At 33.2% G+C, this 24077-nt stretch carries 27 protein-coding genes; 5 read left to right on the forward strand and 22 right to left on the reverse strand.

Annotated elements, in window-relative coordinates:
* Positions 1 to 2: 2 nt before the first annotated feature.
* The 9 genes from ATHE_RS08195 to ATHE_RS08235 form a co-directional block, all read right to left on the reverse strand.
* Complete coding sequence (locus tag ATHE_RS08195; RefSeq protein WP_015908065.1) at positions 3 to 881, reverse strand: aldose epimerase family protein; 879 nt, start codon at positions 879 to 881, stop codon at positions 3 to 5.
* Positions 882 to 913: 32 nt separating this feature from the next.
* Positions 914 to 2380, reverse strand: coding sequence for an IMP dehydrogenase (gene guaB / locus ATHE_RS08200; protein WP_015908066.1), 1467 nt, complete (start codon positions 2378 to 2380; stop codon positions 914 to 916).
* Between the two features lie 29 nt (positions 2381 to 2409).
* Complete coding sequence (locus tag ATHE_RS08205; protein WP_015908067.1) at positions 2410 to 2934, reverse strand: DUF6106 family protein; 525 nt, start codon at positions 2932 to 2934, stop codon at positions 2410 to 2412.
* A 98-nt stretch (positions 2935 to 3032) separates the two neighbouring features.
* Positions 3033 to 3590: a signal peptidase I gene (lepB, locus tag ATHE_RS08210; RefSeq protein WP_015908068.1), complete on the reverse strand. Its 558-nt coding sequence runs from the start codon at positions 3588 to 3590 to the stop codon at positions 3033 to 3035.
* Between the two features lie 92 nt (positions 3591 to 3682).
* Positions 3683 to 6046 carry an endonuclease MutS2 gene (locus ATHE_RS08215; RefSeq protein WP_015908069.1) on the reverse strand — a complete coding sequence of 788 codons (2364 nt, stop codon included), beginning with the start codon at positions 6044 to 6046 and terminating at the stop codon, positions 3683 to 3685.
* 111 nt (positions 6047 to 6157) lie between these two features.
* Complete coding sequence (locus ATHE_RS08220; protein ID WP_015908070.1) at positions 6158 to 6505, reverse strand: nucleotidyltransferase family protein; 348 nt, start codon at positions 6503 to 6505, stop codon at positions 6158 to 6160.
* A gap of 22 nt (positions 6506 to 6527) precedes the next feature.
* Positions 6528 to 7787 carry a glutamate-5-semialdehyde dehydrogenase gene (locus tag ATHE_RS08225; RefSeq protein ID WP_015908071.1) on the reverse strand — a complete coding sequence of 420 codons (1260 nt, stop codon included), beginning with the start codon at positions 7785 to 7787 and terminating at the stop codon, positions 6528 to 6530.
* A gap of 22 nt (positions 7788 to 7809) precedes the next feature.
* The gene (gene proB / locus ATHE_RS08230) at positions 7810 to 8610 is read right to left on the reverse strand and encodes a glutamate 5-kinase (protein ID WP_015908072.1); all 801 of its coding nucleotides are present in this window, start codon (positions 8608 to 8610) and stop codon (positions 7810 to 7812) included.
* 10 nt (positions 8611 to 8620) lie between these two features.
* Entirely contained in the window at positions 8621 to 8923 is a 303-nt protein-coding gene (locus ATHE_RS08235) for a hypothetical protein (protein ID WP_015908073.1), read from the reverse strand.
* A 118-nt stretch (positions 8924 to 9041) separates the two neighbouring features.
* Between ATHE_RS08235 and thpR the strand changes: the two genes are divergently transcribed.
* The 4 genes from thpR (at position 9042) to ATHE_RS08255 (ending at position 11541) form a co-directional block, all read left to right on the forward strand.
* On the forward strand, positions 9042 to 9593 hold the full coding sequence (thpR, locus tag ATHE_RS08240; RefSeq protein WP_015908074.1) for an RNA 2',3'-cyclic phosphodiesterase: 552 nt from the start codon (positions 9042 to 9044) through the stop codon (positions 9591 to 9593).
* A gap of 40 nt (positions 9594 to 9633) precedes the next feature.
* Positions 9634 to 10821 (forward strand): MFS transporter, encoded by a 1188-nt coding sequence (locus ATHE_RS08245; RefSeq protein ID WP_015908075.1) that lies wholly within the window; start codon positions 9634 to 9636, stop codon positions 10819 to 10821.
* A 93-nt stretch (positions 10822 to 10914) separates the two neighbouring features.
* Entirely contained in the window at positions 10915 to 11175 is a 261-nt protein-coding gene (locus tag ATHE_RS08250; RefSeq protein WP_015908076.1) for a DUF4160 domain-containing protein, read from the forward strand.
* A 24-nt stretch (positions 11176 to 11199) separates the two neighbouring features.
* Positions 11200 to 11541 carry a DUF2442 domain-containing protein gene (locus ATHE_RS08255; RefSeq protein ID WP_041727158.1) on the forward strand — a complete coding sequence of 114 codons (342 nt, stop codon included), beginning with the start codon at positions 11200 to 11202 and terminating at the stop codon, positions 11539 to 11541.
* Positions 11542 to 11545: 4 nt separating this feature from the next.
* Here ATHE_RS08255 and ATHE_RS08260 read toward each other — a convergent pair whose 3' ends face one another.
* From ATHE_RS08260 to ATHE_RS08275, 4 genes are all read right to left on the reverse strand, one after another.
* Positions 11546 to 12010, reverse strand: a complete 465-nt coding sequence (locus ATHE_RS08260) for a flagellar protein FlgN (protein WP_041727389.1) — start codon at positions 12008 to 12010, stop codon at positions 11546 to 11548.
* Positions 12011 to 12026: 16 nt separating this feature from the next.
* Positions 12027 to 12404, reverse strand: a complete 378-nt coding sequence (fliS, locus tag ATHE_RS08265) for a flagellar export chaperone FliS (RefSeq protein ID WP_015908079.1) — start codon at positions 12402 to 12404, stop codon at positions 12027 to 12029.
* 94 nt (positions 12405 to 12498) lie between these two features.
* Positions 12499 to 14073 carry a flagellar filament capping protein FliD gene (gene fliD / locus ATHE_RS08270; protein WP_015908080.1) on the reverse strand — a complete coding sequence of 525 codons (1575 nt, stop codon included), beginning with the start codon at positions 14071 to 14073 and terminating at the stop codon, positions 12499 to 12501.
* Between the two features lie 13 nt (positions 14074 to 14086).
* Positions 14087 to 14485, reverse strand: coding sequence for a flagellar protein FlaG (locus ATHE_RS08275; protein ID WP_015908081.1), 399 nt, complete (start codon positions 14483 to 14485; stop codon positions 14087 to 14089).
* Between the two features lie 133 nt (positions 14486 to 14618).
* Between ATHE_RS08275 and ATHE_RS08280 the strand changes: the two genes are divergently transcribed.
* Entirely contained in the window at positions 14619 to 14939 is a 321-nt protein-coding gene (locus ATHE_RS08280; protein WP_041727390.1) for a nucleotidyltransferase domain-containing protein, read from the forward strand.
* A gap of 34 nt (positions 14940 to 14973) precedes the next feature.
* On the opposite strand, the gene ATHE_RS08285 is transcribed toward ATHE_RS08280, so the two are convergent.
* The 9 genes from ATHE_RS08285 to ATHE_RS08325 all read right to left on the reverse strand — a co-directional run bounded on the left by ATHE_RS08285 (position 14974) and on the right by ATHE_RS08325 (position 23995).
* Complete coding sequence (locus ATHE_RS08285; RefSeq protein ID WP_015908083.1) at positions 14974 to 15174, reverse strand: hypothetical protein; 201 nt, start codon at positions 15172 to 15174, stop codon at positions 14974 to 14976.
* A 45-nt stretch (positions 15175 to 15219) separates the two neighbouring features.
* A complete protein-coding gene (locus tag ATHE_RS08290; RefSeq protein ID WP_015908084.1) occupies positions 15220 to 15729 on the reverse strand; it encodes a hypothetical protein in 510 nt (169 codons plus the stop codon).
* Positions 15730 to 16136: 407 nt separating this feature from the next.
* Entirely contained in the window at positions 16137 to 17387 is a 1251-nt protein-coding gene (locus tag ATHE_RS08295) for a DNA methyltransferase (RefSeq protein ID WP_015908085.1), read from the reverse strand.
* A gap of 15 nt (positions 17388 to 17402) precedes the next feature.
* Positions 17403 to 18206 (reverse strand): type II restriction endonuclease, encoded by an 804-nt coding sequence (locus ATHE_RS08300; protein ID WP_015908086.1) that lies wholly within the window; start codon positions 18204 to 18206, stop codon positions 17403 to 17405.
* Between the two features lie 219 nt (positions 18207 to 18425).
* Positions 18426 to 19154: a macro domain-containing protein gene (locus tag ATHE_RS14105; protein ID WP_015908087.1), complete on the reverse strand. Its 729-nt coding sequence runs from the start codon at positions 19152 to 19154 to the stop codon at positions 18426 to 18428.
* Positions 19155 to 19158: 4 nt separating this feature from the next.
* Entirely contained in the window at positions 19159 to 20808 is a 1650-nt protein-coding gene (locus tag ATHE_RS08310) for a DarT ssDNA thymidine ADP-ribosyltransferase family protein (protein WP_015908088.1), read from the reverse strand.
* A gap of 121 nt (positions 20809 to 20929) precedes the next feature.
* Positions 20930 to 21328, reverse strand: coding sequence for a hypothetical protein (locus tag ATHE_RS08315; protein WP_015908089.1), 399 nt, complete (start codon positions 21326 to 21328; stop codon positions 20930 to 20932).
* Between the two features lie 517 nt (positions 21329 to 21845).
* Positions 21846 to 22523: a hypothetical protein gene (locus ATHE_RS08320; RefSeq protein WP_049760256.1), complete on the reverse strand. Its 678-nt coding sequence runs from the start codon at positions 22521 to 22523 to the stop codon at positions 21846 to 21848.
* A 209-nt stretch (positions 22524 to 22732) separates the two neighbouring features.
* Entirely contained in the window at positions 22733 to 23995 is a 1263-nt protein-coding gene (locus ATHE_RS08325) for a flagellin N-terminal helical domain-containing protein (protein WP_015908091.1), read from the reverse strand.
* Positions 23996 to 24077: the final 82 nt, after the last annotated feature.

Genomic DNA, 24077 nt, shown 5'->3' on the forward strand with positions numbered 1-24077 from the left:
TTTTATTTTACTTTGCTTGCAAGTTTAATTGCAAACCATCCTTCAAAGATTGCCCCTGGCTCTAAGTAATAAAACTTATTGTTGATATATCCTTCATGTTCACCCATCCAGGGCTCCACACATACAAAATCAAAATCTTTTAAAGACCAAACTACTATGTTTTTGAAATTTTCATCTTTCAAAAGCACTATTTTTTTATCCCTGTCAAGAGTAATTTCAACTTCGCTACTTCCTACATCTAAAAAGTCAAGGTTGACCTCAGGTTTTGAAAAATCAATCTCTTTGAAATCCTGAAGATCAATAAACCTTTTTTCAACATCGTCAAAGCACTTTTCACATTCAAGCTTGAGAGTAAACTCCTCTTTATTGCATAAAAAATAAGGGTGAAATCCTGCATAAAAAGGCATTATATCGCTGTCCTCATTTTTCACAATCATCTTCACTTCAAACATTTCATCATTTAGCGTATATTGCATCAGAAGCTCAAAGTCATATGGATAAAACCTTTTTGTAAATTCGTTACTTGAAAGCCTCAAAATTATACCATTTTTGTCTGGCATATCAACGTACCCTGCTATATTAAAATTGCTGTCTCTTGCAAATCCATGATTTTTCATTTCAAACTCTTGACCTTTGAAAAAAATCTTGCCGTCCACAACTCTTCCACATATCGGGAACAAAACTGGTATTCCGCCTCTTATGTTTTTTGTTCTGTCAAAAAGTGTCGCCTCATTCAAATAAAGAATCTCTTTGCCTGAAAGATTGAGTAAAATAACAATTGCACCCCGCTCGGGTGCAACTGTAAAATATGAATTTTTTGTCTTTGAATATATCTTAACAAGCTCCAAACCATTTTCAAATGACTTTTCAACAAATTCCAAAACAGCTTTCCTCCCCTATTCAAAACTTCTGACTACTCAACATGAACCGAATAGTTTGGTGCTTCTTTTGTAATATAGATGTCATGTGGATGGCTTTCTCTGACACCAGCCTGGGTAATCTTAACAAACTTTGCCTTTTGCTGAAGCTCTTTTATGGTTCTTGCTCCGCAATAACCCATACCTGACTTTAAACCGCCAATGAGCTGGAAAACAGTGTCTTCAAGCGGACCTTTATATGGAACTCTACCCTCAACCCCTTCAGGAACAAGCTTTGAAGCATCTTCCTGGAAATATCTATCTTTACTCCCGGCTTTCATTGCAGAAAGCGAACCCATACCTCTGTAAACCTTAAACCTTCGTCCCTGGTAAATCTCACACTCTCCAGGGCTTTCTTCACATCCTGCAAAAAGACTTCCTATCATGACAACATCAGCACCAGCTGCCAGCGCTTTTGTTATATCCCCAGAATACCTGATTCCACCATCAGCAATGACAGGAATACCATATTCTTTTGCAACCTCAGCAACATCCATTATAGCAGTTATCTGCGGCACACCAATACCTGCAACAACTCTCGTTGTACAGATAGACCCAGGACCAATTCCAACCTTCACACAGTCTGCTCCAGCCTCAATCAAATCACGGGCAGCCTCAGCAGTTGCAATATTGCCCGCAACAACCTGAATGTGTGGATACCTTGATTTTATTCTCTTTACCGTTTCAATTACACCCTTTGAATGCCCGTGAGCTGTGTCAACAACAATCACATCAACCTGGGCTTTAACAAGAGCGTCAACACGATCATCTGTGTCTTTTGACACACCTACCGCAGCAGCACAAAGTAACCTTCCTTTGCTGTCCTTTGCTGCATTTGGATACTTTACTGCCTTTTCAATGTCTTTTATGGTGATAAGACCTTTTAGATTTCCTTCATCATCAACAATAGGAAGCTTTTCTATTTTGTGTTTTTTCATGATCTCCTTTGCTTCTTCTAAAGTGATGCCTTCCTTTGCAGTGATAAGGTTACTTGACGTCATAACTTCTTTGATTGGCTTTGAATAATCTGTCTCAAATCGAATATCCCTGTTTGTGATAATACCAACAAGCTTGCCATTTACTGTTATTGGAACACCTGAAATGCGATACTTTGCCATTAGCTCCATTGCTTCATATATCTTGTTGTCTGGGGACAAATAAAACGGGTCAACTATTACACCATGCTCAGATCTTTTTACCTTGTCTACCTCGCTTGCCTGCTCTTCAACTGTCATGTTCTTGTGGATAACACCAATTCCACCCTCACGGGCAATGGCAATTGCCATGCGCGACTCTGTTACAGTGTCCATACCAGCTGACATAAGAGGAATGTTGAGTTTTATCGTCTTTGTAAGATAAGTTGACACATCCACATCCTTTGGCAAAACCTCGCTGTATTGAGGTACAAGTAAGACATCATCAAATGTTAATGCTTCTTTGATTATTTTGTCCTCGAACGCCATTTTAATCTCAATCTCCTTTGGAAAAATTTTTATCTATAAATCTGGTAAGGCTTTTTCTGGAAGAATTTATTTATTGCCTGAATTATCTCTTCGTTTGGCTCAAACAAGATTCTTGTTTTTTTGCCTTCTACATTGGCAACAATAGCATATACATTCTCCTCGCCACTGTTTGACGTGCAGTCAAATGACTGGACAATACTTTTGTCATTCTTTTGAGCGTTGAACATGCTTGTATCTTTTGAAGAAATAAAATAGTCAATCTTTCGGATGTCCAAAGAGACAACTCTGCTTCGTTTTCTTTGGGCAACTATCTTGTCTATGTCAAGATAGTGGTTTGTTACTGCATATTCATATTCAACATTGTAGTTCCTCGAAAGATAAATCGCCCCCCATATAGCCAAAACTAAAAGAACAGGACCTAAGGTGTTTATGATTGGTATAAAGAATGTTATAAGTCCAACCAACACTCCGCCGATAATAATCAGCACTTGTTTTGCCTTTTCGCTTGATGTCTTTTTTCTCACAATCAACTGTTCATGGAAAACATCATTCATAACTTACAATCAACCCTCCGAATCACTCAAATTTTTTTAAAACAACGAATCTATCATAAAGATAAACTTTTATTACTATCAGCAGTTTTTGCCTTCATCTATTTCACTATTCCTGCGCGGCTGAGCGGCCATACCCTGAAGACTACCTTGCCTAAAATATCGTCTCTTGGAACATACTTGTGTTCCCAGAACCGGCTGTCGTGAGAGTCGTTCCTGTTATCACCCATCATGAAATAGTGTCCGGGCGGAACTTTGTAAGGTCCAAAGCTTCCTACCATGGGTTCTTTCAGATAATTTTCTTCATAGACTCTACCGTTGATGTACAAAACACCATCTTTTATCTCGATTGTGTCGCCAGGAAGACCTATAACTCTTTTGACATATAAAGTTTTTCTATCATCTGGATACTTGAAAACTACAATGTCCCCTCTTTTTACATCTTCTATATGAAGAACATAACCAAGCTTATATACAAAGAGCCTATCGTTTAGCTGAATTGTATTGAGCATTGAGCCGGTCGGGACAATCACAAGTGAAAAGACATAAGTGCGTAGGATAAGAGCAATAAGCACTGCACCGCCAATCCATAAAATCCATTCAACTGCTTCTTTTACCACTTTGTTTTGAAGTTTCAGCGTTTGATGCTGTTCCATCACAATTTCGTCCCCTTCTTTTTTAAGTTAAAAAAATAGAAGCTTAAATATAAGTTTAATTGAATTTATCTGCCAAGTCAATATCAAGAAAATCATTAGTCTTTCAGCTCAACCACCGTAACACCCTGTTCACCTTCACCATATGTTCCATCTCTGAATGATTTTACATGCGGATGCCGTCTCAAAAAATTCCTTATCGCCTGGCGCAAAACCCCCGTGCCTTTCCCATGGATTATTGTAACCTGTTTTAGTCCCGCTGTGTATGCGTCATCTAAGTACTTGTCAACCTCTAAAATAGCATCATCGCTTGTTTTGCCCCTTACATCAATGGACATGTCAATGTTCTTTTCTTTGATTATTACATTTCTAGATGCTATTTGATATATTTTGCTATCTTGTCCTTCCACCTCTTCAATATCAGAAAGATTGACATTTATCTTCATAATACCTATCTGGACAGTAAGATTTCCCTTTGAGTCTGGCAGGCTTTCGACAAACCCCTCAGCATCAAAGCTTCTGACATATACCTTTTGACCTAAGCGAAGATTCTGTATTGTTTTTTTGGTTTTGGACTCAGCTTCTTGTTTTACCTGCTGTGAAATACTTTGAATCAGCCTTTCATATTCTCTTTTTTTCTCTTCTAACTCCTTTAAAACTTCTTTTTCCTTTAAGTTTTCAGCAAGTTTTCGAAGGTCTTTAAAAAGATTTTCTATTTCATACTGTGAGCTTTCAACAATCTCTTTTGCCTCATTTATGGCCTTTTTGCGAATTCTCTCTCTTTCAGTCTCAAACCTTTTCTTCTCCTCTTCATACGCCGCTTTTAAAGCTTGTGCTTCATGCTTCAATTTTTGAGCAAGTTCAAGGTTTTCTTCAGCTTCTTTTCTCTTTTGTTCCATTTCGTTTATTATTCTGTCAAGATCAATTGTCTTTTGAGACAGATACCCTCTTGCCATCTCAACAATACCTTTGTCAAGCCCAAGATTGGATGAAATTACAAGTGCATTGCTCCTTCCTGGAATTCCTATCAAAAGCCTGTACGTAGGCTTTAGGGTTTTTACATCAAACTCACAAGAAGCGTTTTCAAACCGATCTTCTTGCTGAGCAAATATTTTTAGCTCACCATAGTGTGTTGTAGCTATCACCTTGCTGCCCTTCTCAGAAAGATATTTCAAGATTGCCTTCGCCAAAGCTGCACCTTCTTCAGGGTCTGTACCTGCTCCAATCTCATCTAATAGCACAAGAGTTTTATCATCTGCATTTTTTGTTATTTCAATGATGTTTTTCATATGTGCTGAAAATGTGGAAAGACTCTGGACTATACTTTGATCATCTCCAATATCAGCAAAAATCTTTTGAAATATGCAAAGCTCAGAACCCTCATCTGCTGGAATGAATATTCCGCTCTGGCAAAGAAGACAAAAAAGTCCAACCGTCTTTAGTGTTACAGTCTTTCCACCTGTGTTTGGACCTGTTATTATAAGAACGTCGAAGTCTTTGCCTAAATGAATATCAATAGGAACAACCTTGTCTTTTTGTATTAATGGATGCCGAGCTTTTTTGAGATTTATAATGCCACTTGCGTTAATAATTGGTTTGCTTGCGTTCATTTCTTTTGCCCAAATAGCTTTCGTAAATACTATGTCAAGCTCAACAAGTGCATAAAAAGATGTTTCAATTACCTCACAATAGCTTGCTATCAAAGAGGATATCTCTTGCAAAATTCTCTCTATTTCCTCTTTTTCTTGATTTTTTAAAATTTTGATTTGATTTGATATCTCAACACAAACAAAAGGCTCAACAAATAAAGTTGCACCTGTTGCTGACTGGTCATGGACAATTCCTTTTACTTCATTTCTAAACTCTGCCTTGACAGGAAGTAAGAGCTTTTCACCTCTGATTGTTATAATTGGTTCTTGTAAAAACCTTTGGATTTTTGGGTCGCGAATCATGCTATTTAACTCGTCTCTTATTTTATTTTCAAGCTTTCTGATTTTATCTCTTATCTCCTTGAGCTTTGACGATGCTGTATCTAAGATTTCATCTGGTGTTAAAAATGTCTGGTCAATTCTTGAGATTACTTCTTTTAAATTTACAAGTCTTTTTTTCATACTTTCAAGAAAACTAAAGTCTTGTGTGAAAGAAAGATAAGTTCGCATCTCATAAGAAAGTTTCAACACTTTTCCAATTTGCAAAATCTCATGTGGATTTAAAGTTGCCCCAAGCTTTGATTTCTTAAGGCTTGGCAGTATATTTTCAAACTCCAAAGTTGGTAGATTTCCATACTTTAGAACGTACCTGTAGCTTTCATCGACCTTATTAAGTTCATTTTCTATATCTGCAACATTGGTTGATGGAATAAGGTTTTCAAAATATTCCTTTGCTGGAGTTGACTTTGCCATGTTTTTTAAAATCTCAACTATCTTGTCATACTCCAACGCTTTGAGTGTCTTTTGGTTCAACTTTCAAAACCCCTTCTTATATGAAATTTAAGTTCTCAAGTTTTAATTATACCACAAAACAAAAGCGGGCTGTCTTCATATTTCATGAAAACAGCCCCTTATTGAATATGCTCATTCATACAATACAATCCCTTCGTTCTCTATATTTTTATAGTAAGGTAAGATTTCTTTATATTGCATATATCTCTGATAACTGATGTCTACTATAGAAATTAATTTAAAGCTTCTATATCCAATTTCACTTATTATTTCATCCAACTTATTTTCATAGTCTTTTAACACTTGCTCGTCCTCATCAACTAATACCGCTATATCAATATCAGATTCTTCATTTTGAGTTCCTTTAGCATATGAACCATAGAGGACTATTTTCCTTAGTTTATCACCATATAATCCTTTTAACTCTTCAACCACTTTATTAATAATATCTTGGTAATTTTCCAGTTTGATATCACTCACAACAAATCAACTCCAATTTCTTCTATTCTCTTACCTGCCCGCTTCCATAGATAATGTATTTTATAGTTGTGAGCTCTTTTAAGCCCATAGGGCCTCTTGCATGAAGTTTTTGAGTTGAGATCCCAATCTCTGCACCAAAACCAAATTCGAAGCCATCTGTGAACCTTGTTGATGCGTTCACATACACGGCCGCAGCATCTACATAGTCCAAAAACTTTTGTGCATTGAAATAATCTCTTGTAACAATTGCCTCTGAGTGTTTTGAACCGTACTTATTTATGTGTTCTATTGCCGCATCAATGCTATCAACAACCTTCACACCTATTATCAAATCCAAATACTCTGTGTACCAGTCATCTTCAGTTGCCTCTTTTACCTCAATACCATTTTTCTTGCAAATCTCAACTGTCTTACTGCAACCTCTTATTTCAACACCCTTTGCCATCAGTTCTTTTACAATCATTGGCAAAAAGCTCTCTGCTATATTTTTGTGAACTAAAAGCTTTTCAGCTGCATTGCAAACACCGGGCCGCTGTGTTTTCGCGTTTATAACAATCGCTTTTGCCATCTCAAAATCAGCGCTTTCATCAACAAAAACGTGACAGTTTCCAACACCAGTTTCTATCACAGGAACTGTTGCATTCTGTACAACAGTTTTTATAAGGTTTGCACCACCGCGGGGAATTAAAAGGTCCAAATACTCATTTAATTTCATCATGGCAATCGCAGTCTCTCGCGATGTGTCCTCCACAATCTCTATGCTACCTTCCTCAATTCCAGCCTCAAGCAAACCCTCTTTCATTACCTTTACAAGTGCAACATTTGAGTTTATGGCTTCAGATCCTCCTCGCAAAAGAACACTGTTCCCTGCTTTTAAACACAAAACGGCTGCATCCACAGTAACATTTGGTCTTGCCTCATAGATTATTCCAATTGCACCAATCGGTACTCTCTTTTGACCAATTACAAGCCCGTTGGGACGCTTCCACATAGAAATAACTTCGCCAACTGGGTCAGGAAGTTTTATAACATCCTCAATCCCCTTGCAGATTTGCTTTATTCTGTCCTCTGTTAGCTTTAACCTGTCTAAAAGTGCTCCTTTGATACCTTTAGAGACAGCATTTTCCATGTCTTTTTGGTTTTCCTGCAAAATAAAGTCCATCTTTTCTAATATCTTTTGAGATATGCATGAAAGTGCCCTGTTCTTTTCATTTTCAGAAAGGTTCATGAGCTTTTTTGACGCTTCTTTCACTTTTTTTGCTTTTTCAATCAAATCATTCATCTTTATTCTGCCCCCTTTGCACTTATCTTGAAACGGTGTTTTTATTAACAAATAACGTCCCTATCTCTTTGCCCTCTAATATCTCTTTTACAATTGATGGATTTTCGCCATTTGCAATAACCATAGGAATCCCATGTTGCATTGCAATCTTAGCAGCTTCAATTTTGGTCTGCATACCGCCTGTTGAGTTGAGAGTGCCTGCACCGCCCGCAATGCTTTCTATATATGAGTCAATCTCAAAAACCTCTTTTATAAGCTCTGCTCTCTTGTCAATTCTCGGGTCACAGGAATAAAGCCCATCTATGTCAGAAAGGATAATCAAAAGGTCAGCACCAATTATTGTGGCAACATAAGCAGACAAAGTATCGTTGTCGCCAAACTCAAGCTCTTCAATTGCAACAACGTCGTTTTCGTTCACAATTGGAATTGCACCATATTTGAACAGGTACTCAAATGTGTTCTTAACATTTAGCATCTTTTTCTCTTCATCAACAACATCCTTTGTAAGAAGCACCTGGGCAACCACAACTCCGTATTCACCAAAAAGCTTTTCATAAATCTGCATTAAAATTCCCTGGCCAATTGCCGCAAGTGCTTGTTTTTCTTGAGTGGTTTTGTGATTTTTGGTAAGCCCAAGCCTGCCCAAACCTGATGCAACAGCACCAGATGTTACAAGCACAACGTCTCTTCCTTCATTTTTTATGTCAGAAAGAACTCTTGCAAGTTTTTCTAAACGCGAAAGATTTAGTTTGCCGGTTGGATATGTTACAGTACTTGTCCCAACCTTTACAACAATCTTTTTTACATTTCCAAAGTCTCGCATTTTCCATTTTCTACTCCTTTTCTATGGTAAAGTCTTTCAAGCTATTGTTAAAAATGATTTTATACTTTGAATTCTCGTCAATCACATAAAGCTGGGTTTGGGTAACAATATCAATATTTATTCTGTTTAAAAGCTCTTCTTGTATGATTGAAGCAATATTTTGTATAAATCTTTTGGGGTCGTTTTCATCAAGACTTTTAATATATATTGGAAGTTTGCCTTGTTGGGGTTTGTAAATTTCAACGTTTATTACACCTGGTGACACAGGGATGTCTGTTGGATATAAAAGTTTTACGTTATAAAGTACTTCCATAATGCACTTCCCCCTGATAAAATTTAAGATATGAGCTGTTTATATTTATTCTATCAAATTAATGTGTACCATTCAAAGATTTTTCTAAAAATTCTGTATTGAAAGGAATGAAGATAGAATGCGAACATTCATTGGTATTGACTTCCCAAAAAGCTTAAAAGAGCAGATTGTTGAAGTACAAAGTTTTTTAAAGTCAATCAGCAAAAAAGGCAGATGGAAGTACATTGATAACTTTCATTTAACCCTCAAGTTCTTAGGTGATATTGAATATGAAAAGGTAGAAAAAATCAGACAGGCGCTTGAAAAAAATCTAAAAGATTTTTCCCGTTTTTCATTGAAAATCTCATCCTGTGGATATTTTAAAGGGCATGGAAATTTGAGAGTTGTGTATCTAAAACCAGATGGCAATCTTGAAAAACTCAATAACCTTTTTTCGCTTGTTGAGGATGCAATGGCATATGTTGGATTTGAAAGAGAAAAAAGAGCGTACACACCCCATATAACAATTGCTCAGGATGTTGTGTTAAATGAACCTTTTGAGAATTTTCAAAATTATGTTGAAAACTTTTCTTTTGATGAAATTCCTGTGGAAAAGGTCATTCTTTTTTTGAGTGAGGAGATAGATAGAAAAAGAGTCTATACACCTATATTTCATATTGAGCTTGTATAAATAAGCGTTTCTTAAATTTTACAGAAAGGAATGAAAAATTGTGCTGAACAATAACTCAAAGCAGAACATTAAAGTTATTTTTTCAAGTATTTTTTTATTTATTTTTGCCAACGCTTTTATGGGAATTGGCGGTGGAATAAACGATACAATATTTAACAACTACATCGCTGCAACATACAAGATATCTCCCATGGCAAGAGGAATTTTGGAGTTTCCCCGTGAAACTCCTGGTTTTTTGATTATATTCTTAATAGGCTTTTTATATTTCCTCGGTGATTTGAGGGTAAGTATAATTGCGACATCTTTGTGTTCATTTGCCTTGCTTGGTCTTGGATTTTTTGCCCCAACTTTTCTGCTATTGATTGTATGGACTGCTATTTACAATACCGGAACACACCTGAACATGGTCTTGAGCTCAAGTATTGGAATGGAGCTTTCTAAAGAAGAGGAATACGGAAAAACTTTGGGTCTTATCAGTTCTGTAGCAACAGCTGCATCTATAATAGGTTATTTTATAGTTATGGTAGGATTTAAATTTCTGAATTTTTCTTTCAAGACAGCATATGTTATTGCTGCTCTGATGTATCTATTTGCAGCATTATTTTTACTGCCTGTTAAACTCCCAAGAAAACCTCAGCACAAAGGATTCAAGTTTGTCATCAAAAAAGATTACTGGCTTTATTATGTACTTTCAATCTTCTTTGGAGCAAGAAAGCAAATATTTATCACCTTTGCACCCTGGGTCTTGATTAAGATTTTCAAACAGCCTGTTGAAAATTTTGCACTTGTAGGAATCATTTGTTCGTTTTTAGGAATTGGTTTTAGAAACATAATCGGAAGGCTCATTGACAGACTTGGCGAAAAGACCATACTTACATTTGATGCGTTAGTAATCTTTTTTATATGCCTTGGATATGCAGCAACTGAGAACATAAAAATAAAATGGGTTGCACTTTCGGTTGCATATGGTTGTTACATCATTGACAACTTGATGTTTGCAACATCAATGGCAAGGTCAACATACATAAAGAAGATTATAAAACATCCTGATGACCTAACTCCTACTCTTTCAACAGGTACAAGTATGGATCACGCTGTTTCTATGAGCCTCCCCATGCTTTCTGGTTTTTTGTGGAATAAGTTTGGGTATGAATATGTGTTCTTACTTGCAGCTTTCTTTGCGCTGGGGAATTTGTATTTTGTGAGGAAGATTGAAATTGAAAGTTAATTTCTGTCAAGATTTTTAAATGTGATTTTAATGAAATTTAGAGTATAATTTTTAAGAAATAAACCTTCGTTTGCACTGAGGTGAAAGATAAATATGCTAGAAATTTGCCTCTTCTACGGCATAAGGATTACAATGTATTATGACGACCATAATCCTCCTCACTTTCATGCAACCTTCGCCGGATTTGAAGCAGAAATTGATATATTAAATACAAGGGTTATAAAAGGTTTTTTGCCTAAAAGACAATTAAAACTTGTGTTGGCTTGGGCAGAAATTCATAAAGATGAACTTATGCAAAACTGGGAACTTGCAAAAGATCACAAATCACTGATGAGAATTAATCCTTTAGTTTAAAATTTTTGAGGTGATTAATATATGATGGAATACTATCCTGAGGTTGTACAGGTTATACCTACAGAAGACTATAAAGTTTATATTTACTTTGATGACGGCAGCATAAAACTCTTTGATGCATCAAGTCTTCTTGAAAAGGGTGAGTTTCAAAGACTTAAAGATAAAATATTCTTTATGGAAAGATGCACTGTTTTAAATGGAACACTTGCATGGGATGTAAGTGGAAATTACGATGAGACAACCTGCCTTGACTTAGACCCACTTGTTCTGTATGAAACTTGCCCTGAGGTACAAGAGCCTACTTGGCTTTTTGAAAAGATAGAAAATGAGTTTAGGCAAAAGACCAACAAAGAAGGGGCTTTTTAAGCCCCTATTCTTTCCTGTCAAAGCCGGATGGAAACTGGGTTTGTTTGTACTGGGAATAGTCTTTCAAAGCCTCTTTTTTGTACCTCATGCTTTTTAAAGTCTTTTTTATCTCATCAAATTTTGCTCGAATCAAAATATTATTCTTTTCGTCTATGTCTTTTATCACTTGAAGTTTTTGCAAAATAGATGATGTAAGGTTTTTGAGCAAAATGCCTGTCTCTTTATCAATATCTGTTATCTCATCAAAACTTTTTATTCCTTTTTGTCTTTTGATGCTTTCAAACTCCTCTAAAAACTCACTGTCTATTCTATTTATTCTCTCAATCAAATCCCCTTTTTCATCAACAACCTTAGAAATCTCATCAAAGTTGTCATTTAAAATATACTCCTGCTGCAAACTTGTGAGCGTCAAAAACCTATCCAAAAGCTTTTCCTTTTCCTCAAGAAGACTTACAAGCTTATTATACATAAACCCCAGTCCTTTTTTATTTATTCTTCTGCTGTCTTGCAATCTTTATTGCCTCTGCCCATGTGTTTCGTAAATCTTGCACAATTTCAAGTACCTCTTCAAGATACTTTTTTTCCTTTTTCAAATTTGCCTGAATGAGCCATCTGTAAATAAAATCATATAGGCTCATCAAATTTTTTGATATCTCATATTGCATATCAAGGGTTGACATGAGTTCTGTGATGATATTCTCTGCCTTGATAATATTCTCATTTGCTTTGTCAAACTTTTTCTCATCAATTGCCTGCATTGCAAGTTTTATAAATCTTATGCATCCATCATAAAGCATCAAAGTAAGTTCTTCAGGCGGCTTTGTCATTATAACTTCTTCTTGATATCTTGCTGCTGCGTCCATAAATTTTGCCTCCTCATGTTTTTGTTATTCTTTAAATTTTAATTTGTTATTCTGAACTACTAAATTTCTATACTACTAAATTTCTATAAGTATGCTATCTACCACTAAACTGTTGAGATAACCACGAGCTTTGAGTATTCATTTGGGCAATTAACTGCTCAAGCTGAGTAAACTGCCTGTAATATCTATCTTCCACCTTTTGCAGTCTCTCTTGCTCAGCATTCATTTGGTCAATAATGCTTCTTAGCTGCTTTCCTATAAAGCTGTTCGGGTCATATGTGCTTGTAAAATATGGTTTGCCAGATTTGTCATATATCTTCTTTAGGGTATCATTTGCAAGGCTGTAAAATCGCTGGAGAATCCCATCATCATCAATAGATTTTGTGTCGTCACCACTGCTTGTAAACAGCTTCACAAATGCATCAAAATTATTTGCTATCGCATCTCTGAGCTTAGCTTCATCTTTGATATAAATTTTTCCTTCTTTGCTTTCAAAATAGCTGTATGTTTCTATTCCTGCTTCAGATATCGTATCTAAGTTAGAAGGAAGGCCTGAAACTTGTTTGTATAAGTAGTTTCGCATATTGTCCAAAAAACTTGAAAGTATAGAATCACCATATAAAAGCCCTTTTTTAGCTGCATCCTCCCACTTTTGAATGTCTGTGTCCTTCATCTGGGCTTTCTGTTCTTCTGTCAGTGGCAAATAGTCTCTGTTTCGCTTCTCTGTAATTTTGTTGTATATCTTGCTAACAAGTTCATTATATTTGTTAATAAAGTCCTTGATATTGTTTACAATCGCATCGATATCTTTTGAAATTGAAAAAGATTTATACTGTGCGCTGCCTTGGGCATCCAATGTTGTTTTATTCAATGTGATACTCATACCATATACATTCACTGTATTTGTTGATGATTGAACAAATGATTCATTATTGAAACTATCTTTGATATAAACTCTTGCATCTGTGCCTGTTCCACTTGTTATTTGAGCATAATTGTTGTTTACATCTTTCACAGTAAAACTCACATTGCTCCCTGTTTTTTGAGAAGCTATTATTAGTTTATTTAAGGTTGAGTCGTAATAGGCTTTCAAGCCACCATCACTGCTGAATACTGAATTTATTGTTTTTGCCAAATTAGCACCAAAAGTTGAAGTAGAATCTCCTGGATTCCATGCAAGCTCTATTGTTTTTGTGACAGTCGAACTGCCAACTGTCAATTCAACTTGAAGTTTCACATTATTCTGAGCATCTTTAGTAATTACCGTAAGATCATTCACTACAGCATTCGCCTGGGTTGCAAGCTGTTCTACTTTTATTTGATAATTTCCTTCAAGAGCATTAGCTGTACCTGTAACAGAAACATAACCAGCGTCAACAGCTTCTCCACTTGTTTTAAACTTTACGAAATTACTTGAAAGCTTGAGATTAAATAGATAGTCTTTAAAACTTGATATAGCACTTGCCATATCCATATAATCCTGTCTTTGCCACTCTAAAAGCTGTTTTTGCTGATAGAGTTTATTATACTTTGTCTTCTCAACACTCATCAAACCCTGGATGATAGAGTCTGTGTCAAGCCCGCTTGCAAGCCCACCTACTCTTGTGTAGTATTTATACATGTCATAAGGATTTGTATAGCTTGTCGAATTAGTTGAGTTAACATTCATTTTTTATCACCACCTATCTTCTCTCATCAACAAAAATGCCCGCAAGCTCCCAAAGTTTTGCAATTATATCTAAAATCTTCTCTGGGGGTATTTCTCTAATTAGTTCATTTGTCTCTTTGTCATATACTTTTACAACAATTTCATGTGTCTCCTTGTGTATTGAAAATTCAAGCCTTGTGTACTTCGCCTCAAACGCTTTATTTGCCTGGTTTATCATTTTAATAAGTGTATCTTCATCAAGCTCTTTTCTGCTGTTCTTGTCTGCAAGCTTATCATTAACTTCTTCTTTATTTATACCCTTTTCTTCCTGCAAGCTAACATCAATATTTTCGGGTCTTGTTCGGTTGTCTTGAACTCTTAGCACTACATTTGATATATCAATGGTTTTGACTCCAATGCCATCAACAACCATTATCTTTCCCTCTCTTTTTAGTCTTTCTTTTTATATTATCGGTTGTGGGAAGGGAAAAGTTTAATGAGTGCTTTTTTTGCACTTTAGATTTGTGATAAAATATATTTTTAAAAACACTGGTAAACATCTTGGTATGACTAAAAAGTTTGAGCCAAGAGTAGAAAATGCAATTAAAAATTATATCGCTAAGTTCAAAAAAGAAATAAATGTTATTGATGTATATCTATTTGGTTCATATGCAAAAGGAAATTATCATAATGATAGCGACATTGATATTGCAGTAATTTCTGACCAGTTCAAAGGTAACTGCATTGAAGATAGATTATTATTAATGCGACTTAGAAGAGACATCGACCTTAGGATTGAACCCCATCCTTTTAGACCTGAAGATTTTACCGATGAAAATCCTTTTGTAAAAGAGATTAAGGAGTATGGGATTAGGATACAATGTTAGGTAGTATTTGCCTGATTTTACCATTCGCTGTTTTCTATGCAATATTATTCCAAAAATTAGCATCTCTTATTTCTCTTAATTCTTCTCTCCCAAAACAATAATAAAATTTCTCTCCATTAGTAATTAATTCTAATTGTTTTTCTAACCTCTCTTTAGTTTCCATTGTAACACAGCCTATTACAGATTTTACTTCTACCTTATGTAACTCAGAATACAATAAAGCTAAATAATTCATCACGGCTTCGTCAAATTTATCTGGTCTTATTATTTTTTGAAAACTTTAATATAAATAAAAACCTGCGTTTATTTCGCAGGTTTCAAATACATTTTCATTTATATTATCCAACTTTTCTTGAAAAGTAAATTCAAACTTTGTAACCTCATTCAAATCTAAGCCTTTACCCACATTAATTCTTTCCAATAGCCTATTTTTCACACTCTTAAAAATTTCATATAACCAATCAATTATTTCATATGAATCGTTATTTTCCATCGCATCTTCTAAATAGAACATGTAATAATCAATAACAGCATCAAAATTTTCTACATGCTTTCCATATCTCTGAACAACTTCAATTAAATCATTTAAATATTGCTTCCCTTTTTCTTCAAACCATTCATCAAAAATCTCTTTTTCTTTAATGTCAATTTCCGGATTTTCAAAAATAAATAAAAGTGACTTGAGATATAAAGCCAAAAAAGAAACCAATTTTAAATATTTTTTATCTGGACTTTCAAATAAAATTTCCATTTTATTTTTGATATATTCAATGCTAACATAATTTTTCATTATAATCACCTGCTTTGCTTCCACGCCAGTTTGAAAAACTTATTGCTATTTAATTATATGCATAACGGAAAGCATTAGTCAATAGTCGCCTACTAATATAATCGAAAATTTATTGTTAAATATTTTCAGGCTTGCTAATAATTTTAAAAACTATGCTTAGTACAATATAAAAATTCTATACATATCTATTATACCCTTGAAAATAACATCTAAACTATTCCATTTTTTATATTTAATCAATTTGATAGTTTTTCTATCCGTTGCTTTAATAAAATTATATTAATCTTGTTGATGAACAGCCAATGGAATATATTAGTTTCAATAAAATACCTCCTGGTCTAATTTGGATATTCTTTAAATATCTTTAAATATAATTTATATGTACATTTTGTAACCCCAATAATAAGCTATATTTTTCTAAGTATAACTACTTTTTCTTTTAGCATAGTATTGTCTTTTTGCCCTTGAATATTAGATGGACTATTTTTTAAGGGCATTCGTTTGTTAATAATATTACGTTCTAATGTATCAACCCAAACAAATCCAAAAAATTCAAACATTTCTTTAGTAATTTCATCTGTAGGAATTTCTATACCTCGAACTTTTCTATTCGCAACTACATAAACTGCATATCCTTTTTTTCTAACTAACTTAGTTAACTTCTTGATTGAATAAAAATAATCATGAAAAAATCTTAGAACTTCTTCGGCTCTTTTACTATCCAATTGTAAAATTTTATTGAAAACAGAATTTAAAACAGGTAATTGGAATAAAATCGGATCAAATTCTCCAATTTTTTTCTTTCCACCTAAACTTTCTTTATCAACATCATACTCCCATAAATTAAGCCACTGCAAAGAGAGTCTTGAAAATTGACCATAAGCAACTGTTGTCCTAGCATCTCCATAAGGCGGAGAGGTCAATATTAAGTCGACTGTTTCATTTTCTACTTCATCCAAATCTAAAATATTTTTGTGAAATATTTTTACATAATTAGAATTATTAGTAATTTCTCTGTACAAAAGTTTTTCCTCTGTTACTTTAAAGTCTCGTTCAAAAGTTTTCCAAACATCAGGATTATGTTGTTTCAATTTTTCTTCTTCGAGTCTGTATAATTTAAATTCTGAATTACGAGTATTACTTACATTTCTTACTGTTTTAGCGAATACAAGTTTAAAGAAAAGTTTATATATATCTTGATCTACTACTTCAATAGCTGTTTTTAATCTTTGTAAGTTTATTTGAACTTCTTTTTTAAACCAAAAATCAATATTTTTAAATTTAGGTAGCTCAAACTCTTTACCTTCAAGTTGCTGGTAAGCTTTAAAGATTTCTATAAAGAATTTTTCTAATTTAGATAATTCAATTTTCCCTATGTTAATCTTAACATTGCTAATTAATATCGCCAAAGGATTTATATCAACGCCAATAGCATTTCGCCCATTTTTTAAAGCTTCATAAAGTACAGTTCCAGACCCACAAAAAGGATCAAGAACTATATCATTTTTCTTTGTAAAGCTTTGAATCAAAAATTCTGCTAATGGAGCTGGCATCATTGCTGGATAAGAATGAATACCATGAACGGACTCTTTTATCTTGTAATCTTTAAAATCGATATCTACATTACTTAAAAATAAATCAAATTTCAAATTTTCCATTTTATTTCACCTTGCTTAATTTTTTAAATCAGTTACTAATTCACCTAAGGGTCTTATATAACTCACATTGATAGGTTTTTTACTATCTTTGCTTTCCTCAACTATTTTATTATAACTTTCTGTTGGAAGATAAATAATTAATTTCTTTTCTTGAAATTCACATATTTTATTAAGTGGAACGTCTAAATCCAATGTAACAAAATAAAATCTTTGATTAACTGTTGCTTGTGGTACTTCTTGACGCCAACGTTCTCGTAAAGTTCTTTTACAAGTTATAAAAAAACATTTGTCAGGTTTTGTAAAAGCTTCAGCCACAGAAGGAACAACAATATCAATATAACCAAGTCTTTGTTTATCTTCATTATTTGTTGGAATTTCCGATTTGATCCCATACAAACTAAGCAAAAATTTAATACTTTCCTGAAACTGCACACCAGCTCTTGCTTTTCTCATCTGTCCAATACTTTTTTCTAATAATCTTATAATTTCAATTGCTTCATTAAGTTCTTTAGACAGTAATCTAATAAATTCGGTTGTTCCTTTTGTTTGAATAATATTTTTCCACTTTTCCAATACTTTTTCTGTTTTTTGTTTATTTTTAAACTTATTTTCAAAGAACAATTGCAAAGCTAATAAAAAAGCCTTCTGTTCATACTTCCTAAACATTTCAAGTCCGCGTTCATCAATAAAGCGCAATAAATACTCAAAATCTTTTTTCTCTTCAAACTTTTTTCTACAGTCCTCAAATAGTTGGGCTCTTAAACTCTTTGGTTCGGGAATTACACTTTTTGCTTTATCAATTATTTCTTCAAGTTTCATTTTTTTTAACACCCTCTATCTTCAGCATATATTATATCAGAACTTATATTCGAATATCAAGAAAAAAGATTTAATTTTTTATTTTTGTTGATAAGTGCTGAAATCTCCCTATTTTTTATATAAAAAAGCAACAAATCTTGATAACAAAGAGCAAATAAAATTAATTGTCTTTATAAAAGTGTCTTCTAACTTACAACTAAGTATTTTACGCCTATCTACCTATCTATCAAAAAATGATAAATTCTCATAGTGATTAGACTGTGATTTTTTTACTCTGTTATAGAGCTCAATAAATAATTTTTCATACGTTTTATTACTTATTTTCTTTTCACTTTGCAAAAACTTTAACCTTTTTATTGGCATCTGTTTTAAAATAGCATCTCGAAGGTCGCGCCTCAATTTTATTTCAGCTAAAAACCTATCGCCTTCTTCATTTAATATTCTTAACATCTCTCTCTCAATACCTTCAGCTTCTTCCAATTCGTCAAGACAAATATAAACAGGAATATCCACCTTTTTGAGGTATTCAACCATAACTGCTTTGACTTGCGACCAAGGCAACCTCCCTGCATTTGTTCCCAGTTTGGGAAATGCTATAGATTTTATCTTCCACTCTTCGTAATGCTGAACAAAATACTCAAGTCCCATCTTAATCCACTCAATTTTTGAAGGATATCTCCAATGATATTTTGTCGGAAAATTAACAATTTTAGTTCCATCTTTTGCAATATACAAATATGGTTCGCCAATTTTGACCCTATTATTTTTGCACCTAACAACGTAATCTTCGTACATCTCTGGATATCTTAATTTGAATTCTAAGGCTATACCTGCTCCCATAACACCCATGCAATTGACTGTATTTACTATTGCATCAGCATTTGCGTTGAAAACAGTACCAGGAAATAATATAATATTTTCAATTCTCTCTATTGATTTCAAACTCATTGTATTATTCCCCTTTGCTAACAATTATACTTTTCACAATTTTATTATCTACCATATAGATTATTACTTCAACATCTTCTTTTTGAATATTATAATATTCTTGCTTCAATAATATTTTTTCAAAAGAAATAATTTTTCGTTCCTCTAAATCAGGATATTTTCTTTCATCATTTGACGTGTACAGCCAAGCACTGTGTTTACTAAACAAAAGACTTATATCTACAATCATTACCTCGAACAGAATCTGAATACCATTCACGCATGAATTAAAATTAATTTTTATATCTTTTACTTTAAATCTATCTAAAAATTCTTCCACACAAACGACGTTGTTCATCAATACCTCTAATTTTTCTGCACAAGAAAAATCTCCTTTTACGTTGTAAAGATCCACATATAAAAACATTCCATCGGTAGTTGAAATATTTAATGATTTTTCAATTCTAAAATTGCCAAAAGGGAGAATATTTCCCCTCTTATCGAGAAACCTTACCTCAATTTTATAATCTTCATGACGCCTCCAGGAATATAGTTCCAATTTTATTGAACTAATTCTCCTTTGTTTATTAAAATAAACATCAACTTCGTAATCCACAATAAAATTCACCATCTTTTCTTCTGAGTAATAATTCCTGCTTTTGTCTGAAAAATAATTTATGTCTACACAAAACTTTTTATTCATACCAAACAAATTACTTGCTCTTTTAAAATCTGCTTTAGTTCGAAAAATCACTTTCTTCAAATATTTCAAAGATACAGGTGTAGTACTTAACAATTCAGAATTTCTTCTGTTGACTATTTTATTCCTCTCAAAAGGTTCAATATATCCTTCATGAAATATTAAATCCCATTCCATTGATTTAAAAAAAGCATATGTACAACCAATTTGGGTATACTTAACACTTGTTGCATTACCATTTGAAAATTCTGTGGTGTCAAGTAAAATCAATTCATCATCAAATAACAAACACACAGGAATAGGCATATGAGCTTTCCCAATGTAAGCTGGAAGTTTTATTCCCTCATTTTCAAAAAGAGTCGGTGTATTGGGTCTAAAATAAAATCTGACCTTGTTTTTTACATCATAAGGTGCAATACTTAATACATTATGATCTGCTCCATCTGTAAATTGTAATCCTTTTTTTATACAATCCACTCTGCTATACAAGAAACCCTCTTTAAAAATAGATTCTAAGTTAGTAAAATCTGTATAATGGTAAATTCCGAAACTTTTGTATTTCTGTCTAAGCTGCTCAATAAAAGTTTTAAACATAAAATATGCTGGTTTGTATCCTTTTTTCTTCTGATAAAAATATCTTCTCTTAAATCTTTTCGAAATAAATAACTTCTTTGAAAAAACGATTGAAACCTTTTTCTGCATCCACTTATTTATTACATTTAATTTCTTAGTGGGAAACCTAACCGATTGAAAATATATCTCAAAACTTTTCATGCTGAAATTGAAAAACTCACCGTTCAAAAACTTTACAGTTACTAAGAAATCGCCCGCATTTTTTTTAAATGATTGTATTTTCCCCAATCCAAAGTTTTTATTCTTAACTTCTAAGCCTATAAAAATATTATTGAAATACTTAAACCTTTTAAAAATCTCATAAAATTCTTTGGCAGATATTTCTTTAACAATCTCATCCACTTTTATTTTCCTCCCAAGTGCTCTTTATCTCCTCATCATCAAAATCGACATATACGCCAAGGAGTTGATGTGGTTTTTCTCAAGGATTTGAAGTAAACTTGCAAGGTATGTGGTGTTGTGTTCAATGGTTTTTGAAGTAGAAATAACTCTTACTCCAGTAATACTTCCTTTTACCCACCTTATTACTTGTCATGCTGAAGCTTATACAAACAATATATCCACATAAACCCGTCTCTACAGCTTCTATCATCTCTGACCATGGAATTTCAATACCACATCTATCACATTCTTTTTTGGAATTTGGTTTAATAGCACAAAATATAAAAGCTCTCCTTTGATTTTCTGACAATGAATCATATCCTTCTGTCAAAACTATTTCTGCAATATCTTTTACAAAGTCTTTTTCTATCATATCCATTTTTATGAGTTGCTCAAGACATTCATTGAAATCATCTTCATAAAATTTCTTTTCGAGCTTTTCAATTTCATTTTCGTTTAAATATATAACGCATCCCTCCACATTTTAAACGAATTCTCGTTAATGTAAATACCCTTATTGATATTTGTTTTAAAATAAAATTATCTAATTTTCAAATTATATATCTTCACCAGCAAAAAAGATACAAAGCAATTTTTGTATGTATGAATATAGCCTTCTGTGATTTTTTCTAGTGGAACATCACTTTTAAAAGCAAGTCCTTATAAAATTTTTGCAAATAAATCTAAGTAACTTTGGACTAACACCAAGAGAAAAAACGCATATCTGCTCTTTCTTTGAATAATATTATTTGAAATGCATAATTTACTTTTGTATAATTTGGCTTTTCAAAAATATCTATTTTTAACAAATTTAGTATACTTATCAACTAATCTTGGAATAACACGATTTTATTTTATCACTCAACAATTGTAAATATGCCGTAATCAAATTTATTTTAAAATATCATATTTGTAGATCTATTCAAAACAAAATTATTAATGATGAAAAAACCCATTAAATCTAAAATACCAGTAAACAATTTCTTCTGCATAATTTTTTATTTTATTTCTTCGCCCTTTCCTCTTGAAGATTCAATATGCTCCTTGTCAGACTCATCATTACTTATCAAATTCCTAATGCTATATTTGTCTAAGCATTTTTCAATAACATTGTAAATATAATCAAGAGTTTCATATAAATAGTTTATATTTTCCTTTAAATTAATATAATCAATAAATTCCTGAGATGTAAAATAAAGATTGTCATTTTTATCAATAAGATATCTAAACACATCACCTTTCTTGTCAACATCATCTAACTCTAAAATCATTTCCTCTATCTCTTCTATGTTAATCATGTTAAATACACTTCTTAGCTTTTCAGAAGACGTAATTCCTTTTGCTTTTTCTATAACTTTTTCTTTTACCTCTTTCCACAAAATACTTAAATCATGTTCACCCTTAGGTATCAGTCTATAACATCTGTAATATATATCTTTGAGTTTGAGACATAATTCTATAGTATGTCTATACAAGAAGAAAATCGGAAATATATACGTGTCTAATATAGCCACATCTCCTATTTTTCCCCTTTCGATAACTAAACTTACTAGATCATTAGCTGCGTTCAAATATCCTTCTCTCAGTCCATAAAGTGCTGCGTCCTGATCTTGCCATCCAAAACAAGTTCTTTCGTCAACATTTTTACCCTCTATAAATATCTTCCTTTTAGACATTGATGTCACAACCCCATATTTAACATTTTTAAATAACACAAAAAAACCAAAAACAAACTCTTACTCATAAAGGCCAATCCATTATCCCTTATCTATTTATACTTTTTTGCTAACAATACAAAGTTTCTTCATAATTTATATATTACAAAGTAAAGGGCTACTCTCCCTCAGATTTGTGAGTAGCCCTTTACTATATCTACAAATATATTTTATCTTAATAATTGTAATACTGCTTGCGGAAGCTGATTAGCTTGTGCAAGCATTGCTGTTGCAGCCTGCATGAGAATATTGTTCTTTGTATAATTCATCATCTCTTTTGCCATGTCAACGTCTCTGATTCGGCTCTCTGCAGCTGTCAAGTTTTCACTAGATGTGCTAAGGTTTGTAATAGTATGTTCAAGTCTATTCTGATAAGCACCCAGTTTTGCTCTTTCTTTTGATACAAGTTCTAACGCTTTATCTATAGCCGTTACACTTCCACTTGCAAGGAAATTGTTTGATACATTAACACCTTTAATTACAAACGTATCCCCATCAGCCAAATTAGCCGTCTTACCAAATACTATTGCTAAATCAATTGACGTGCCATCTAACAAATTAATTTTTGTTTTAGTTGTAGTGTCTACCGTACCTATTTTTACATTGTCTTTCAACACATCTGAACCACTTATTGTATATGTCCCAGCTGCTAACTTATCGTTTGTCTGACCACTTACTACTGTCTTTTCCATAGTAAAAGTATTACCATTGTCTGATACTCTAATAATAGCACCTGTTGTAATATTTTCACTTGTAAAACTAACTGTTGTGGTTCCATCAGCTAAAGTAATCGTCATCCCACTCACTGTACCTACTATCTTTCCAGCTGCATCTATCAAGTTGTTTGAACTATCTACTGTATATACACCATCTTTTATCAAGTTACCCGCATTTGCATTATTTACAGTTTCTACCTCAATCGATGATGCTAATCCTAAAGAAGCTGAATTAATCTTACTAATGTTGAGCTGCAATGTTTGTCCTTCATTTGCGCCAATCTGAAATTTTCCACTAAATGTACCATCCAAAAGTTTTTGTGTGTTAAATTCGGTAGTTGAAGAAATTCTATCAAGTTCTTGAATCAATTGGTTAATTTCATCACTAATAGCACTTCTGTCTTGTTCAACATTTGTATCATTTGCTGCTTGAACTGCTAATTCTCTCATTCTTTGTAAAATTGAATGTACCTCATTTAATCCACCTTCTGCTGTCTGGATCAACGAAATAGCATCTTGAGCATTTCGAGTAGCTTGATCCAAACCTCTAATCTGCGCTCTCATCTTCTCTGAAATAGCCAAACCTGCTGCATCATCGCCAGCTCTGTTGATTCTCATACCAGATGAAAGCTTCTCTAAAGACTTTGATAAATTATTACTGTTGATTGTTAACCTGTTATAAGTGTTTAATGCTTGAATGTTATTATTAATACGCATCTTAACAACACCCTCCCTGAAATTAATTTTTTGCTTCACGTCCCTGTGAAGCTTTATTTTGTTTTCAATAAAATTATCGGAA

Source organism: Caldicellulosiruptor bescii DSM 6725 (assembly GCF_000022325.1).
Lineage (GTDB): Bacteria > Bacillota > Thermoanaerobacteria > Caldicellulosiruptorales > Caldicellulosiruptoraceae > Caldicellulosiruptor > Caldicellulosiruptor bescii.